Consider the following 16,711-nt stretch of genomic DNA (forward strand, 5'->3'; position numbering starts at 1 on the left):
CGGGCGATCAGTGACGGCGGTCACGGCCCCCGGGCGATCAGTGACGGCGGTCACGGCCCCCGGGCGATCAGTGACGGCGGTCACGGCCCCCGGGCGATCAGTGACGGCGGTCACGGCCCCCGGGCGGTCAGTGGCGGCGGGCGCCGCCGACGCGGCGCAGACGGCGGACCGCCGACCGGAGTTCGGTCGCGCGCAGGGGACGGGCGGTCAACGCGTCCGGCGAGACGGGAGCCGCGGGCGGCGTGGCCGTGGGATCGCTCGCCCACAGGGCCAGTTCCCGGTCGCGCGGACCGTGGACGGTGTGCGCGACCCGGTCGCCGTCGCCGAAGACGCACACGGGGTGCGTCGCGTCCCAGGCCTGCCAGCCCGGATCGCCGGTCTCCGCGAACCGCACCCAGGCCCGGTGCGTCGCGTCGGCCAGGGCCTGCGGGGCGCCCTCGCCCGCGAGCTGCGCGGACTCGGGCACGTCCCCGGTGTCGAAGACGAAGCCCAGCTCCAGGGCGTGGCAGGAGCCGAGGCCGGGCCGCAGGGACGGCCAGGCGAACTCGTACACGTACGACGAGCCGGGGCGGGAGTCGGCCAGGCGGTGCAGGGGCAGGCGCAGCAGGTGGTCGGTGACCATCTGGCCGACGGTCTCGGCGGTGCCGACCTCCGGGTGCAGGGCGCGGTAGCCGCGCGGCACGTCGTGACCGCAGTGGCAGCGGGCCATGGCGCCGGCCAGCGCGACGGCACCGAGGCGGTCGACGCGTTCCAGCAGGCCGCCCGGGACCAGCCACAGCCGGTACTCGTCGCGGGTCCAGCCCAGCAGCAGGTCGGTGCCGCGCGCCGCGTCGCCGTCGACGAGGGCCGTCAGGGGGTCGCGGGGCACGAGGTCGCCGTCGATGACGATGCCGAAGGCGGGCCCGCCGAGCACCGGGCTGCTGAGCCGGCCGATGTCGGCCTGGGCGCGCAGCAGCTGGTCGCGGTCGACGGCGGCGAACGCCTCCGCGGTGGCCGGGACCCGCAGCCGGTGGGCCATGCGGCGGACCATGCGCCGCACCTTGTCCCGCTCGAAGGCCTCCGGCGCGCCGCTCTGGAGGACGGCCCGCCGGAACAGGCCCTGCGCCGGGGGCGCGGCGATCAGGGCGCCGGTGCTGATGGCGCCCGCGGACTGCCCGGCCAGGGTGACCCGCGCGGGGTCGCCGCCGAAGGCGTCGATCGACTCGTGCACCCAGCGCAGCGCGGCGAGCTGGTCGCGCAGGCCGGGGTTGGCGGGGGCGTCCGGGAACAGGCCGTACCCCTCCACGCCGAGCCGGTAGTTGACGGAGACGAACACGACGCCGTCCCGCGCGAAGTGCCGTCCGTCGTACACGGGCACCGCCGAGGAACCCCTGGTCAGTGCGCCGCCGTGCAGCCACACCACGACCGGCAGCCGGGCGCCCGGACCGGGCTCGGGTGTCCACACGTTGAGGTTGAGGCAGCCGTCCCCGTCCACCACCGGGTCGGACAGGTACCGCGCGAAGACCTCGGAGTACGGCGGTTTCGGCGCCGTCGGCCCGAAGGCGCCCGCGTCGCGCACGCCGTCCCAGGGCTCGGGCGGCTCGGGCGGCCGGAACCGGCGGGGCCCGAAGGGGGGCGCGGCGTAGGGGATGCCGCGGAAGACGGCGACGCCGTTCTCGTGGCGGCCGCGCACGGCTCCGTACGGGGTGCGGACCACCGGGTCCGCCGGATTCGCCGGGTTCGCCGCCACGGGGTTCGTCCGGCCTGCCGTCATGAGCCCACCAGCCCTTCGCCGCGCTCCTTCGCCGGTTTCACCAGAGCACCACAGCGACGCCCGGTATTCCGGTGCGCGAGCCTCCCGCGGGGCCGTTCGGCGTGCCCGGGGGCGCCGGAACCGGCCTGGTCGGGCCGCTGCCGACGGCGCCGTCTCCCCGTGACGGGCGGGAGCGGGAGCCATGGGCCGTCCGGGCGACACGCCTGCCACGTGGGGAGCCGACGGTCCGCCACGCGGGGAGCCGACGGCGCGCCACCGCGGGCCCGGACGGCGGCACCGTCCCGGTCACCGCCCGGCCACCGCCCGGTCGGCGACCCTGAACCCACCCGTTCCCGGTGTCTTCCCGACACGCTGAGGCCCACCTAGGATAGCAAGCGCTTTCTGCGAGCCGTCGGTCAGGATCGGCTCCGAAAGGGCGGTGGTCGAACTTTCGCTGGCCCTCGGGCGGGCCGGAGAGGTGGTTCCCGATGGTCCGCACGGGCAGTGCGAGCATGACGGCCGGGCCGACGCTGGCGGTCGTGGCCCGGGAGGCGGGCGTGTCCGTGCCGACGGCCTCCAAGGTGGTCAACGGCCGCGAGGACGTGGCACCCGAGACCCGACGCCGCGTCACCGAGGCCCTGGACCGGCTCGGTTACGTGCGCCGTCCGCGCTTCGACGCCACGAAGCCGCCCCGGCTGGTGGACCTGGTCGTGGACTCTCTGGAGAGTTCCCTGTCCGGCGCGGTGCTGCACGGCGTGGAGGAGGCGGCGCACGACGCCGGTCTGGACGTCGTCGTCTCCGCCGCGCTCTCCCGCACCCGGGCGGGCCGTCCGCAGCGCGGCTGGCTGGACAAGCTCGCCGCGCGCGGCTCGGCGGGGGTGCTGTTCAACCTCGCCGAGCTGACGGACTCCCAGTACCTGTGGCTGGAGCAGCACCGCATCCCGTACGTGATGATCGATCCGCTGGTCGAGCCTCCGCCGGGCGTGGTGTCGGTCGGCGCGGCGAACTGGCACGGCGGCGTGACCGCGACCGAGCACCTGCTGGCCCTCGGGCACGAGCGGATCGCCGTGATCGCCGGTCCGCGGCGCAGGATGTGCAGCAACGCGCGGGTGGCCGGCTACCGCTCCGCGCTGGCCTCGGCGGGCGTCGCCCACCGCCCCGAGTACCTCCGCCACGGCGGCTTCGACCAGTCCGTGGCCCGCCTCCGGACGCACGAACTCCTCGATCTGCCCGAGCCGCCGACGGCCGTCTTCGTCTGCTCCGACCACATGGCCCTCGGTGTCTACGAGGCCCTGGCGGAACGGGGGTCGAGGGTGCCGCGTGACGTCAGCGTGGTCGGCTTCGACGACCTCCCCGAGTCCCGCTGGACCACACCGGCGCTGACCACCGTGCGCCAGCCGCTGGCGGAGATGGCGGCGACCGCCCTGCGGCTGCTGGTGCGGATGATGGACGGGGAGCGCCCGGAAGGGACCCGCACGGAGCTGTCGACGCGACTGGTGGAGCGGGCGAGCACGGCGGCCCCGTCCGGGTGAGGCACCGGCCCGCCCGCCGCCGGGGCGGGTGCCGACGCCGGGCCCCTCCCCCTCGGGCGGCAGGCCGCCCCCGCACCACCGCCCCCGCACCACCGGCCCCGCACCACCGCCCCCGCACCACCGGCCCCGCACCACCGCCCCCGCACCACCGGCCCCGCGCCGCCGGCCCCGCGCCACCGGCCCCGCGGCCGGTCAGCGGCGCGATGGCCTCCGGGAGCCCGGAGACCACCAGGAGCCCTGACGCCGCCAGGAGCACGGAGACCACCAGGAGCCCTGACGCCGCCAGGAGCACGGAGACCGCCGGCAGCCCGGAGACCGCCCGCGCCGCCGGTCGTCGGCCGGCCCGTACCGTACGCGTCAGGCGGCCGTCCTGCCGCACCGGCGTTCCGCGGACGTGCCCGTCGCCGCGGTGGGACGCGTAGTCTCGGGCGGGATGAACACCATTCCTCCGCGGCTCGATCACCTCGTCCTCGCCACCCCCGATCTGGCGGCGACGGTCGCCGAGTTCACCCGGCGCACCGGGGTGGCGCCCGCCCCCGGTGGCGCGCACGTCGGGCTCGGCACCCGCAACCACCTGGTGGGCCTGGGCGGTCTCGCCTACCTGGAGATCATCGGGCCGGACCCGAAGCAGCCCGATCCGTCCGGCCCCCGCCCCTTCGGCGTCGACGGGCTCGGCACCCCGCGGACCGTCACCTGGGCGATCGCCGTGCCCGACCTGGACGGCACGGTCGCGGCCGCCCGCGCGCGGGGCTACGACCCCGGCGACGTACGGGCGATGAGCCGGCGCCGGCCCGACGGCACGCTGCTGGAGTGGCGGCTGACCGAGGGCGGCGCGCCCCACCCCTCCGGCCTGGTCCCCTTCCTGATCGACTGGGGCTCCACGGTCCACCCCACCGCCTCGGGCCTGCCCGTGACCCCGCTGCTGGAGGTGTCGGCCACCGCCCCCGACCCCGACGGGATCCACCCCCTGCTGGCCGCGCTCGGCACCGGCCTCGAGATCGCCGAGGGGCCGGTGGGTCTCTCCTTCACGCTGGACACACCACGCGGGCCGGTGACCTTCACCTGACGGAGGTGACACGTCCCCGCGCGAGCGGCCGGCAGGTGTCCGTTTCCTTCAAGACCTGCCGTCCGCCCGCTGCCTACGGTGGCCGCATGACTCCACGATTCGATGCCATCGGCCTGGTCGTCTCCGACATGGCCGCCTCCGTCGCCTTCTACCGCCGGCTCGGGTTCGCGTTCCCCGACGGCGCCGAGCGGGAGCCGCATGCCGAGGCCGGGCCGCCGGGCGGGGTGCGGTTGCTGCTGGACACCGAGGAGAGCGTGCGGTCCTTCCACCCCGCCTGGCGGGCGCCGGCCGGCGGCGGCCGGGCCTCACTCGCCCTGCGGTGCGACGGACCGGCCGAGGTGGACGCCGTGTACGAGGACCTGGTGGGCGCCGGGTACCACGGGGAGCTCAAGCCGTGGGACGCCTTCTGGGGCCAGCGGTACGCCGTCGTGCTCGATCCCGACGGCAACGGGGTCGACCTGTTCGCGCCGCTGCCGCAGTAGCCCGGTCAGCGTCGTACCGGTCAACCGCCGTACCTCGCGGGCCAGATGCGCCTGGTCGGCGTAGCCGGCGCGGGCGGCGGTGGCGGCGTACGGGAGGCCGCCGCGGGCCAGCGCGAGGGCCCGCTGGAGGCGCAGGATGCGGGCCAGGGTCTTGGGCCCGTAGCCGAAGGCGGTCAGTGAACGGCGGTGCAACCGGCGTGCGCCGAGGCCGAGTTCGTCGGCGAGCGCGGCGACGGGGCGGCCCGCCGCAAGGCCGGTGACCAGGCGGCGCAGTGCGGGGTCGGGCCCGGCCGCCCCGTCCGGTCCCGTCAGTTCCAGCGCCAGGGCTTCGAGTGCCGTCGCCGGGTGCGCGGCGGCCTCGACGCGGGCGCTCAGCCGCCGGACCCGGGCGGCCGGCCACAGGTCGGCCAGGTCCACGCGCCGGTCGCGCAGTTCCTGGGCGGGCACGCCGAGGAGGCCGGGCGCCGTACCGGGGAAGAACCGCAGGCCGGCCCGGCTCGCGGACGGGCCGTCGGGGACGTGGGCGCGGGTGTCGGGGCCGGCGACCAGGAGTGCGCCGCCGTCCCAGAGCAGGTCCATGCAGCCGTCGGGCAGGACGGGGTGCGCACCGTCGCTCGCCGGGGTGTTCGTCCACAGGACCGCGCCTAGGCCCTGTCGTCGAATTCCCGTCGTTGCCCGAAGGGCGGCCCTGCGGCGTCAGGTGCGTGCTCTCGGCGTGCCGGGCCCTGACCCTCGTACTGGATGTACTCGGGTCTGGGCCCGGTGCGGCGAGAGTGCGTGCATGGCGTCGCGGGGCAGACGGGAATTCGACGACAGGGCCTAGCAGCCGGGAGGGCCGTTCCTCGTACACGGGTCCCAGGCTACGGCGGCCGGTGCCGGGATGCCCGTGCGACGGCGCGCCTCGGACTCCGGCCGATCAGGCGGTGAGGGGCGAGGGAGGATCCGGCCGCTCAGGCGGGAGGGCCGGGGAAATCCGGCCGATCAGGCGGTGAGGGCGGGGGAGTCCGGCTGCTCGGGTGGTGCCGCCGGGGGAGCCGGGCGGGAGGTGCGGGCCGGTGGTCCCGGGCGGGAGGTCGGGTCGGCGGTGAGGGCCGAGTTGAAGTTGGTGAAGCCGGCCACCTCGACGGCCTGGGCGCCGACCAGGGGGCTGTCCGCGCCCCTGCTGGCGATGTCCGGGAGCCGGTGGGCTTCCTCGGGGCTCGCGACGACCATGGCCCACGCGGCGTTGTAGCCGTCGGGGCGTGCGGGTTTCTCCTCCGCCGCGACGACCCTGGTGCCGTCCCCGTGCCCATCCAGTCGCAGTGCGCCCAGTTCGGTCAGGGCGTCCGGGCCGGTTCTGGCGGCCACGACGCACCAGCCGGACGCCGGTGTCCTGCGCACCGCCTCCACGAGGCTGCCTTCGCTGCCCGGGCCGTGGAGCGTGATGTCCGGCAGGACCAGCACGACGTGCCCCTCGGCGAGCGGCAGGGCGGTGCGGATGGCCCCGCCGAGGTCGTCCCCGAAGGATTCGTCCTGGTACACGAAGACCATCCGGACGTCCCGGGTGTAGTGCGCGAGGTGGGCGACGACATCCAGCTTGTGGGCCCGGAAGACGACCACCACGCGGACTTCGAGCCCGGATCCGGCGAGTTCCACGACCGTCTCCAGACTTCGGTCGATCACGGAGACGCCCGGCGCCAGGCAGTGGAGTTCCTTGGAGTACGGGGCGCCGAAGCGCACGCCGAGGCCCGCGCAGGGCAGGACGACGGTGACGTCGGGTTTCGGCGTGCTCACTGGTGGCCTCCCGGCTCCGCTTGCCGTGTCAGCGCAGTGCGGCCTCGATCAGGTCGGCGGCCGCGGACGGTCCGCCGTCCTGGTCCATCCGTTTCCTGAGGTCCCGCAGCCGGCCGGCGACGTCGGGGTCCTCGACCAGCGCGGTCACGGCGGTGCGCAGCGCCTCGGGGGTGATCTCGCCGGCGGGGACCTCGCGGGCCACGCCGAGTGCCCGCAGTGTCTGCGTGTTGAGGAACTGGTCGGCGCCCCGGGGAATGGTGACCATGGGCACCTCGCAGCTCAGCGCCTCCAGGACGGCGCCCATGCCGCCACGGCTGATGAAGGCGTCGGCCCGGCGCAGGACGGCCAGTTGGGGGATCGTGCCGTGGACCTCGATGTTGGGCGGCAGGGGCCCCAGGGCGGCCCGGTCGGCTTCCCGCCAGACGTGCAGCACCACGTGCCATCCGGGCAGGCCGCCGAACGCCTCGACGCAGCTCTCGAAGAAGCCGGGTTCGTCCGCGTAGGAGGTGCCGAGGGTGACGAGCAGGAGCCGGTCGGCCGGGTCCGTGCCGGCGGGCGGCTCGTACCGGCCCTGGTGGGAGCGGTCCCCCAGGCAGGCCCCGACGAACGTGTGGACGGCGGGATCGATGCGGTCGGCGTGCGGCTGGAGGAACCTGGGGATGAGCCCGAGGGAACGGTCCGGCCGGTTGGCGAAGGTGTGGACGTCCATGTCGGCGAAGCCGTGCCGGTCGAGCCAGTCCCGGTAGCGCCGTTCGTGGGCTTCGTGCCGCGGGTCGGGCCGGGCGTCGCGGGCGGCTTCGGCCCGCTCCTCCTCCGTGGGGTCCCAGTCGGACATCTGGGCGAGCATCACGGCCGGTACGCCCCACCGGCGGGCCAGGATGCGCGCGTAGGGGGTGAGCCAGTCGTAGAGGACGAGGTCGGGCGGATCGTCGGCGTAGGCGGCGGCGAGTTGCGGGAGGGCCTGCATGCTGTCGGCCAGGCCGGCCTCCATACAGCCGACGGGTCCCTTCTTCAGCCAGTCGCCGGAGTCCATCCCCAATACACATCGGTAGGTTCTGGGTTCCGCGCCCGCCGAGGCGGCGACATCCGCGTATTTCTCAGGTATGGCATAGGTGACCCGGTGTCCGCGGGTGGCGAGCTCCCTGATGACTTCCAGGCTCGTATAAATATGGCCAGGTGCCGCCGCATTGAACATGGCAATGCGAGGTGCCCTTCCCCACCGCGATAAAAACATGGCGACATGCTAAAGAGTGGTTCGTGGCGGTGACAAGACCGCAAAGCCACCGCAGATCGTCGAATAAATTCGACAGCGTCGGGCCGGGCGGACTGCTGTTAGCATCGCCGAATGACATCGGCATTCGGGGGCGATGCGTGAGGGACGACCAGGGTGCGCTGATATCCGCTCGGGGCCTGGTGAAACGTTATGGAGACACGGTGGCGGTGGCCGGCGTCGACTTCGAGGTGCGGGCCGGTGAGGTCTTCTCGCTGTTGGGTCCCAACGGTGCCGGAAAGAGTTCCACGATGCGTATGCTCAGTGGCACGTCCGCGCCGAGCGGCGGAAGCCTGCGCATCCTCGGCATGAACCCCGTGTCGGACGGTCCCGCTGTCCGGGCCCGGTTGGGGGTGGTGCCGCAGAAGGACAATCTGGACCGCGAGCTGACGGTTCTGGAGAATCTGACGACATACGCCCGGCTCTTCGGACTGGGCCGGAAAGCCGCCCGGCTGCGTTCCGCGGAACTCCTGGAGTTCGTACGGCTCTCGGACCGTGCCGGGGACCTCATCGACGCCCTGTCGGGCGGCATGATGCGCCGACTGGCCATCGCGCGGGCGCTGGTGAACGAACCGGACATCGTCCTGCTGGACGAGCCGACCACCGGACTGGACCCACAGGCCCGCCATCTGCTGTGGGACCGGCTGCGGGAGCTGCGCCGGGACGGCGCGACCGTGGTCCTCACCACCCATTACATGGACGAGGCCGAGCAGTTGAGCGACCGCATCGTGATCGTGGACGGAGGGCGGATCGTGGCCTCGGGCACGCCCCGGGAGTTGCTGCGCGCCCATGGTTCGCCGGAGATCGTCGAGCTGCGTTTCGACGAGGGCGGTGACCTCCCCGGGCTGCCCGTGCTCCGGTCGCTGGCGGAGCGGGTGGAGGTACTGGGGGCCCGGGTCCTGCTCTACGTGAAGAGTGCCGCGGAGGCGTCGGCCGCGGTCCACCGGGCCGGGCTGCGGCCGAGCGGGACGCTGGAGCGCCGGTGCACCCTGGAGGACGTCTTCCTGCGCCTGACCGGGCGCGCGCTCGCGGAGTAGCGGCGATGGGGAACGGGACACTGCGCGTCACCCGCTTCCATCTGACGCTCTACCGCCGGACCTGGCGGACCGGCGTCTTCACCGGGTTCCTCATGCCGCTGCTGTACCTGGGTGTGGTCGGCGTCGGCGCGGGCGGATACGTGGAGCACGACGTCGAGGGCCTCCCCTTCGTGGCGTTCCTGGCGCCGGGCCTGCTGGCCGTCGTCGCCTTCCAGACGGCGGCGGAGGAGGCGGGCTTCCCCCTCTACTCCGCCCTCCGGCTGACCGGCCGGTACCAGCGGCTGCTCACGGCGCCCCTCGGCGTGGGGCAAGTGCTGGCGGGTCATCTGCTCTTCATCGCCGTCCGCACGGCCGTGTCGGCGGTCGCCTTCTGCGCGGTGGCCGCGCTGCTCGGCGTGTTCGACAGCCCGTGGTGCCTGCTGCTGGTGCCGGTCGCCATGCTGCTGGCGCTGTCCGCGGCGGCGCCGCTGTTCGCCTTCACCGGACGGCTCACAAGCTCGGCCAACCTGATGACCGTGTCCCGGCTGGTGGTGCTGCCGCTGTCGATGTTCTCCGGGGTGTTCTTCCCCGTGGGGGACCTGCCGGCGGTCGTGCAGCCGCTGGTGCGGGTCTCCCCTCTGTGGCACGGGGTCGAGGTGTGCCGGGCGGTCTCCGGCCGGTTCGCGGCCGGTGCCGGTCCGGAGCCGCTGTCCCTCGCCGGGCACCTGGGGGTTCTCCTGCTGTGGGTCGCGGCCGGTTTCGTCCTGACCCTGCGGGTGTTCGAGCGCCGCCTGTCCGACTGACCGACACCGTCGGCCGTCTGTCCGACTGACCGACTCCGTCCAGAACGCGAGGCCGCCTTCCATGTCCCGCTCCGCGACAGCCGCGAAGCTGCACCGAGCCGGCACGTTCGTGTCCCGGGGGCTGCTGCTGAACCGCCGCGCCTGGCCGAACTTCGTCTCCACGCTCCTGGAACCGGTGATCCTGCTCGTCGCCCTCGGCCTGGGCATGGGCGCCCTGATCGGCGAGATCACCGTCGAGGGCCGGACCATGAGCTACGAGGAGTTCGTCGCACCGGCGATGCTCGCCACCGCCGCGGTGTCCGGGGTGGTGAACGAGACCACGTACTCCTTCTACGCCAAGCTCACCCAGCGCCTGTACGAGGGCTATCTGTCGACTCCCCTGACGGTCGGCGAACTGGCCGTGGGCGAGACCGCGTGGGCGCTGCTGTGCGGGGGGATCTATTCGTCCGCGTTCCTGGTGTCCATGGCCGCTCTCGGCCTGGCCCCGTCGTGGTGGATGCTCCTGGCGCTGCCCGGCGCCACGCTGATCAGCCTGGCGTTCGCGGCGGTCAGCATGGCCGCGACCACGTTCATGCGCCGGTGGGAGGACTTCGAGCAGGTGAGCATCTGGATGTTCCTGATGACCATGTGCTCCGGGACGGTCTTCCCCGTGGAGGCGTATCCGGACTGGGGGCGGGCGATCGTCCGGCTCACCCCGCTCTACCAGGGAGTGGAACTGCTGCGGGACCTGTCCGCCGGCCGTCTCACCGCGGGGACGGCGGCCCATGTCTGTTATCTGCTGGCCATGTCCGCGGCAGGCTTCGCGGTGGCCCGGCACCGGCTGAGCCGGCTGCTGACCCGTTGACCGCCGCGAGGAACCGGGGAACCAGGGGAGGCGTCATGCGTGTGCTGGAACGTACGGGCCCTTTGCAGTCGGGGCTCTGCCAGGCGGAGTGGGTCCACATCGTGTGCGAGGGGCGGGAGCCGTTCGGCTGCCCCCGGGTCGACGTGGACGTGCCCGGCTCCCTCGGTGAGCGGCAGGTCGAGGACGCCGTCGCTCTCCTCGTCGCCCGTCACGAGGTGCTGCGCACCACCTTCGCCGAGGACGAGCGGGGCCGGGCGGTGCAGCACGTGTGGCGTCCGGAGCGGGTGCCGCTGCGCCGGCCGGACGCGTCGCTGGAGGCGCCGTTCCGCATCGGCGAGGAGTGGCCCGTCCGGGCCGCCCTCACCCGACGGGACGACGGGCGGCGGCAGTTGACGCTGGTGTTCGCCCATATCGCCGTCGACGCCTGGTCGATGGGCATCCTGACCCGGGAGACGGAGGTGATCCTGGACGCGGCCGCGCGCGGTACGCCGCCGGAGCTGCCCGCCGCGGACCACCATCCCGTCGACCGGGCCCGCCTCGAACACTCGGAGCGCGGCCGGGCCGTCAGGGACCGCAACCTGCGATTCTGGGAGGAGGAGTTCCGGCATCTGCCGGGCGGTCCGTTCGCCGTTGCGGAGATCCCCTCACCCGTCGGGTGCCATCACGTCGTACGGGACTCCGCGGCGCTCGGGCCGGCGCTCTCCCGCGTCGGGCGGCGGCGGCCGGCGGCCTCCGTGTTCCTCGCGGCGGTGGCGCTGGCCGTGTCCGCGGCGTCCGGCCAGGACCGCGTGGCGCTCGCCACCACGTGGTCGTCCCGGGAGAGCCCGCCCTCGCGGCGGATGGTGGGATCGGTCATGAGGGACGTCGTGCTGGCCGTCGACGTCCGGCGGGAGAGCCGGTTCGACGAACTGGCCGAGGCCGCCGTGCGCGCCGGGCTGCGGGCCGGGAGACGCAGCGACGTCGACGTCCTGGACCTGCTGGAGGCCGAGGCGCGGGCCGGCCGCCGCCGAGGGGCGCGCACCCATCCGGGGATCTTCGTCAACTTCCACTACGCGACGGACGGGACGGACGAGGGGGCCGCGGACCTCGACGGCTCCCCCGCCCCCGGTCCGTCGTCGCTGCTCGCCCGCGGCACCACCACGTACACGCGCGCTCCCGAGCTGCCGTTCGAGGACGGCCCGCATCTGCTGTACCTGGCGGTGTCCCCCGGTCCGGACGGGCGTGCGCGGCTCTTCCTGTCCGCCAACGAGGCCGTGGTGGACCGGGAGGGCGCCGTCGCCCTGCTGTTGCGCGTCGAGGGTGCCCTGGCGCGGTTCGCCGAGGATCCGGGGCTCGTCTGCAAGGAGTTCCTCCCGCGGCCGCGGCCGCGCGGCGACGGGTGGGTGACGGTCGACGGGTCGTGGACCGATCTCCGTCTGGTCCAGCGGGCCTTGCGGGAGCATCCGGGGGTCACCGGCGCGCGGGCCTTCGTCGAGGACGGTGAGCTCCGTGCGGAGGTCACGGTCACGGGGCCGGACGTCGGTGCCGTCGCGCTGCGCAGGTTCCTGCTCAACAGGGTGGGGCCGCGGTCCGCCCTGATCGTCCCGGACCGCTTCCTGATCGCCCAGGAGCCCGGCGACGGCTGCGCCGGGGCCGAGGCCGAGGCCGATGCGGCGGCCGGGGCCGAGGCCGGCTCGGCGGTCGAGGCCGGTGCCGGGTCCGGCACCCGGTCCGGTGCCGGGGCCGGAGCCGGAGCCGGAGCCGGAGCCGGAGCCGGAGCCGGAGCCGGGGCCGGAGCCGGAGCCGGAGCCGGAGCCGGAGCCGGAGCCGGTGCCGTGGCCGGTGCCGGAGCCGTGGCCGGAGCCGTGGCCGGTGCCGGAGCCGTGGCCGGTGCCGGCCGTCCGGTCTCGGGCCGGGAACAGGCTCTGCACGACGCCGTGGTCCGGGCCAACGGGCTGGAGTCGGTGCCCCTGCACGACGGCTATGTGGAGGCGGGCGGGCGCCTGGCGCGCGTGGCGGAGGTGTTACGCCTGCTGGCGCGGGACGGGCTCACCGGACTGCGGTTCGACGACTTCCGGCTGCCGTGCGATCTGTCCACGCTGGCGTCCCGTCTGCGCGGCCGGGGCGCTGCCGACGGATCTCCGTGGGAGTAGCGGCGGCGTCCGGTGCGCGCCCTCCGACGGGGTGCCCGGCGCCGCACGGCGTCCCGGCCGTCATCGTCCCCCGGGCGTCCTGCGGTACAGCGCGTCGTCCAGGACGAGGAAGTCGAGGTCCATGGAGCGGAACGCCGCGAGCGCGTCCGCGGCGCTGTTCACCAGGGGCTCGCCCCGGTCGTTGAAGGACGTGTTGAGGAGGACGGGCGGCGCGCCGCGGCCGGCGAGTGCCGCCAGGACCGCCTCGACCGCCGGCGCCGTACCGGGAGCCAGGACCTGCGGGCGGGTGGTGCCGTCGACGTGCACGACGCCCGGCGCGACCCGGCGGGCCTCGTCGGTGACACGGGCCGCGCCGAGCATGTAGCGGCTGAGGTGTTCCTGCCGCTCCCACAGGGTGCCGGCGTACTGCGGCGAGGTGACGCCGGCGAAGGGGCGCCACTGCTCCCGGTGCTTGATCCGGTTGACCCGCTCGTGCACCGCCGTCGTGTCCGGCACCGCGAGGATGGAACGGTGGCACAGGGCGCGTGGGCCGACCTCGGCCCTGCCCTGGGCGACCGCTCCCACCTGCCCGTCCAGCAGGAGGTCGGTGACCCGGTCGGGGTCGAAGCCGGTGCGCACCAGCCCCTGTGCCGCCGTGGGTCCGACGCCGTCCGCCCGGACGTCCTCGCCCAGATAGGGGCTGATCGCGCCGCCCGGCCGTCGCGGCGGGCGCACGCTCCACGCGGCCCCCAGGGCCACTCCGGCGTCGTGCGGGACCGGCGGGACGAACAGGGGCCCCGGCAGCAGTCCGTTGGCGCTGCAATTGAGTGCCACGCCACCGGCCAGACAGAGTTCCGCCACGCCCGTGAGGCGCCGGGCCGTGGCGGCGAGGGAGGTCACCGCGTCCTCGATCAGGCGCTGTGCCGTGTACGCGACGAGCACGGCCGCGGGGTCCTCGGTCAGCCGGTCCGCCGGGACGGTGGGCCGGTCGGCGCCGGCGAGTTTGGCGTAGAGCTCGCGCCAGGCGGTCACCGTGGCTCCGTAGTGGGATCCGATCTCGTCGATCGTCGCGCGCCCGTCGTTCTCCGGCAGCGGGGGGATCGCCAGCCGGAGGCCGTCGCCGTCGGTGTCGACCAGTGTCTCCACGACGAGCCCGCGGGCCCGTCCGTGAGCGGCCAGCCCCATGGTCCTGCCCGCGTCGAGGTGGTGGAAGCCGAGCCACTCGGAGGCCCCGTCGTACGCGTAGCCGAGGGAGGCGGTGCGCGGCAGGCCGTACTTGCGTTCGGGCTCGCGGTCGTAGGAGAAGGACCAGATCGTGGTCGACTCGTTCTCGCCGTTCCCGTCGACGACGAGGACGCCCGCCTCGGAGAACGGGGAGGCGTAGAAGGCCGACGCGGCGTGCGCCCGGTGGTGGGGCACGAGGACGATCTCGGGGAGGCGTCCGGGGAAGTCGAAACCGGTGGCGTGCGAGGCCAGTTCGCGCTCGTCGGCGAAGAACCCGGGGAACATCTGGTCGATGTCCCAGCCGATGGCGATCGTGTCGAGGTCGTCGACGGTGATGCCGGCCTGCTCCAGGCAGAACCGTGCCGCGGCCGTGGGTTTGTTGAAGCCGTCTCCGATCGCATGGCGAACTCTGTTGTGGCGCTCCTGCTCGGAATAGGCGATGACGTTTCCGCTGCCGTCGACCAGGCAGGCGGAGGCGTCGTGCCAGCCGGCGGGTGGGGCGTTCACACCAAGGATCCACATGTCGTTCTCCCATGGCTCGTCGGAGTGGGACGAAGGCGGTGATCGCGGGCGGCGGGAGCCCTCGCTCAGTGGGGGGCGGCCACCGGGCGGGACGGGCGGTGCAGCGCGAGCGCGCGCAGGCTGCACGGGCGCAGGAAGTCCCCGGCGACGAAGCCGTCCACCCCCTGTTCGCGCAGGTGGGCGAGGACGACCGGGACGCGCCTGAGCAGGCCGCCGGCCTCCACGTAGGTGAGGGACATGTCCACGTCGTCGAGTTCGTTCGCCGCCTCCACGGCCGCTCGCAGGACTCGTTGCCGTGCGTTCCGCTCACCCGCGTCCGGCGGCGTCCGTTCCGCGGGCGCGGGGGACTCGGCAGCGGGGGCGGGGGACGCGGCGGCGCGGGGCTCCGTGCCGGTCCCGGCGACGGGTGGTTCCGCAGCGGGGCTCGCCGTGACGTGGAGGTGGTCGGGTACGAACAGCGCATGCCGGAAGTCCAGGTGGGCCAGGAGGAATTCGCGGAGTTCCCGAGGTGAGGGGCCGTCGGGGCGGACGACGACGTGGGCGGTCGTCGTCCCGTCCGGTTCCCGGCGCGCGCTCGCCGAGACGACCCCGTCGTGCCGGCGCAGGATCTCCTCGGCGAGCCCGAGGTGGAACCACGCCCCCCGCACCGAGATCCAGCCCTCCCCGACCTGCCGTGGCGTCAGGGCGCTCAGGTGCCGTGCCTCGGCGGCGGACAGGCCGCCGGCCGAGGCGAGCCCGACGAGGACCGCCTCGACACCACGGGCGATCCCGGTGGCCTCGGCCGGGGTCAGGACCGCCTGGTTCGCCGCGAGGAAGAGCTCCGCACGGCCGTGCTCGCCGCGAGCGAGGGACGTGTACAGGTTGAAGTCGTCATAGTGCTCCTCCGGTCCCGTCTCGGCGGTCAGCGAGCCGCCGTCGGGCAGGGGGCCCGGCGCCGTCGCGTCGGCCCCGGCCTCGCGCTCCGTGCCCCACTCCGTGTCCGGGTCGGGGCCGAGGTTCACGAAGACGGCGGACCGGCGCCAGGCGCCGCGTCGGCGGTTGATGAGGGAGTCGGCCTGGAGGAGGCCGTAGACGTCGTACTGGCTGTGGCGGGCGCAGCGGAGCACGGACTCCTGGACGCGGTGCACGGCCGTGACGAAGTCGGGCGCGTCCGAGAGGTCGACGTTCAGGATGATGTCCCGCATGACCGAGGCGACGAGCCTCTTCGTCCGCTCGGGCTCACGCGCGGGCCAGGTGTAGGAGAGCGGGACGACGGGTTGCCGGCAGACGACCGAGAGGGCGGTGGCCAGCGCGGTGAGGAAGACCGGTCCCAGAGGCAGGCGGTGCTTCCGGTGGATGAGGCGGAGGGCCGGTCCCAGGGCGGGTGAGTCCAGGCGGACGCGCGTGTAGCGGACGCGCTCGGGAACGACGGCGGTGGGGAAGATGCCGGCCGGTGCGGCGGAGAGGACACTCCGCCAGTGCGTGAGGGGGGTGCCGTCGTCGGCGTCCGCCTCCGCGAGGGCGTGGTCGAGCGGCTGGCAGGCGACGGGCGGGAGCACCGGCGGGCGGCCCGCTGCCGCCGCCCGGAGGGCCTCGGTGAGTTCTTCGCGCAGGACCTGCTGTCCCAGGTAGTCGATCGCTATGTGGGCGATCACCAGCAGGAGCCGGCGGTGTCCGGTGGCGTACCGTACGACGGCGGCCCGCAGCGGTGTCGTGGTGAACACGTCGAGCGGGGCGTCGCAGAAGGCGTCGAGTTCCTCGGTGCCGGCGGGTTCCTGGGTGCCGGCCGGTCCCTGGGTGCCGGCGGATTCCTTGGTGCCGGCGACTTCCTTGGTGCCGGCGACTTCCTCGGTGCCTGTGGAAGAGGCGGTGCCGGCGGATGTGGCGGTGCCGGCGGAAGAGGCGGTGCCGGCCGCGGCGTCGGGGGCGGAGAGGTCTAACCGGTGCAAGGGGACGGGGGCCGGGGGCCAGACGGTCTGCCGGGGGTCTCCCCTGTGGTCCGCGGGGAAGGTGGTCCGCAGCACCTCGTGCCGCTCCACCATGACGGCGACGGCGACGGCGACATCCTCGTGGGACAGGCCGGCGGAAAGGTCCAGCCAGAGGCACTGGCGCGGGTGGCGCGGCCGCCCGTGTTTCCTGTGGTAGAGCCACTCCTGCTGGGCGATGCCGTACTGAAGGGGTCCGCTCCGGACGGGCCTGTCGGTCATCGTCGTCTCCCTGCCCGGTCGCGCGGCCTGTACCGCCTGGCCGGCCCGGCGGGCTCCTCACGGGAACGGTGGACCCCGGTCCGGCGGACCCGGTGCCCGGTGGGGCGGCGCGCCTCCGCAAGATCGGCCGCCCCGTAGCCTGACACAGGA

12 protein-coding genes and 1 pseudogene are annotated in these 16,711 nt (G+C 74.5%); 7 read left to right on the forward strand and 6 right to left on the reverse strand.

The features are described 5' to 3' along the window. Positions 1-127: 127 nt before the first annotated feature. Positions 128-1,753 (reverse strand): carboxylesterase/lipase family protein, encoded by a 1,626-nt coding sequence (locus tag ACFYWQ_RS11460; RefSeq protein ID WP_389515135.1) that lies wholly within the window; start codon positions 1,751-1,753, stop codon positions 128-130. A 467-nt stretch (positions 1,754-2,220) separates the two neighbouring features. On the opposite strand from ACFYWQ_RS11460, the gene ACFYWQ_RS11465 reads away from it, so the two are divergent. The 3 genes from ACFYWQ_RS11465 to ACFYWQ_RS11475 all read left to right on the forward strand — a co-directional run bounded on the left by ACFYWQ_RS11465 (position 2,221) and on the right by ACFYWQ_RS11475 (position 4,812). Beyond that, the gene (locus ACFYWQ_RS11465) at positions 2,221-3,264 is read left to right on the forward strand and encodes a LacI family DNA-binding transcriptional regulator (protein WP_389515137.1); all 1,044 of its coding nucleotides are present in this window, start codon (positions 2,221-2,223) and stop codon (positions 3,262-3,264) included. A 433-nt stretch (positions 3,265-3,697) separates the two neighbouring features. After that, on the forward strand, positions 3,698-4,330 hold the full coding sequence (locus tag ACFYWQ_RS11470; RefSeq protein WP_389515139.1) for a VOC family protein: 633 nt from the start codon (positions 3,698-3,700) through the stop codon (positions 4,328-4,330). 86 nt (positions 4,331-4,416) lie between these two features. Continuing rightward, positions 4,417-4,812 (forward strand): VOC family protein, encoded by a 396-nt coding sequence (locus ACFYWQ_RS11475; protein WP_389515141.1) that lies wholly within the window; start codon positions 4,417-4,419, stop codon positions 4,810-4,812. Here ACFYWQ_RS11475 and ACFYWQ_RS11480 read toward each other — a convergent pair. From ACFYWQ_RS11480 to ACFYWQ_RS11490, 3 genes and pseudogenes are all read right to left on the reverse strand, one after another. Continuing rightward, positions 4,804-5,475: pseudogene (locus tag ACFYWQ_RS11480) on the reverse strand (helix-turn-helix domain-containing protein); the annotation flags it as partial. The gene ACFYWQ_RS11475 and the pseudogene ACFYWQ_RS11480 sit on opposite strands and share 9 nt — an antisense overlap. Positions 5,476-5,793: 318 nt before the next feature. Further along, complete coding sequence (locus tag ACFYWQ_RS11485; RefSeq protein WP_389515143.1) at positions 5,794-6,585, reverse strand: hypothetical protein; 792 nt, start codon at positions 6,583-6,585, stop codon at positions 5,794-5,796. A 28-nt stretch (positions 6,586-6,613) separates the two neighbouring features. Next, positions 6,614-7,819, reverse strand: a complete 1,206-nt coding sequence (locus ACFYWQ_RS11490) for a macrolide family glycosyltransferase (protein WP_389515145.1) — start codon at positions 7,817-7,819, stop codon at positions 6,614-6,616. A 200-nt stretch (positions 7,820-8,019) separates the two neighbouring features. Between ACFYWQ_RS11490 and ACFYWQ_RS11495 the strand changes: the two genes are divergently transcribed. From ACFYWQ_RS11495 to ACFYWQ_RS11510, 4 genes are all read left to right on the forward strand, one after another. Then, complete coding sequence (locus ACFYWQ_RS11495) at positions 8,020-8,892, forward strand: ABC transporter ATP-binding protein (protein ID WP_389515147.1); 873 nt, start codon at positions 8,020-8,022, stop codon at positions 8,890-8,892. 5 nt (positions 8,893-8,897) lie between these two features. After that, positions 8,898-9,674 (forward strand): ABC transporter permease, encoded by a 777-nt coding sequence (locus tag ACFYWQ_RS11500; RefSeq protein WP_389515149.1) that lies wholly within the window; start codon positions 8,898-8,900, stop codon positions 9,672-9,674. 61 nt (positions 9,675-9,735) lie between these two features. After that, positions 9,736-10,518 carry an ABC transporter permease gene (locus tag ACFYWQ_RS11505; RefSeq protein WP_389515151.1) on the forward strand — a complete coding sequence of 261 codons (783 nt, stop codon included), beginning with the start codon at positions 9,736-9,738 and terminating at the stop codon, positions 10,516-10,518. Positions 10,519-10,553: 35 nt separating this feature from the next. Further along, entirely contained in the window at positions 10,554-12,650 is a 2,097-nt protein-coding gene (locus ACFYWQ_RS11510; protein WP_389515153.1) for a condensation domain-containing protein, read from the forward strand. A gap of 60 nt (positions 12,651-12,710) precedes the next feature. On the opposite strand, the gene ACFYWQ_RS11515 is transcribed toward ACFYWQ_RS11510, so the two are convergent. Beyond that, a complete protein-coding gene (locus ACFYWQ_RS11515; protein WP_389515155.1) occupies positions 12,711-14,360 on the reverse strand; it encodes a carbamoyltransferase C-terminal domain-containing protein in 1,650 nt (549 codons plus the stop codon). Between the two features lie 80 nt (positions 14,361-14,440). Further along, complete coding sequence (locus ACFYWQ_RS11520) at positions 14,441-16,561, reverse strand: condensation domain-containing protein (RefSeq protein WP_389515156.1); 2,121 nt, start codon at positions 16,559-16,561, stop codon at positions 14,441-14,443. Positions 16,562-16,711: the final 150 nt, after the last annotated feature.

This window comes from Streptomyces sp. NPDC003247 (genome assembly GCF_042888135.1).
In the GTDB taxonomy this organism is placed as follows: domain Bacteria; phylum Actinomycetota; class Actinomycetes; order Streptomycetales; family Streptomycetaceae; genus Streptomyces.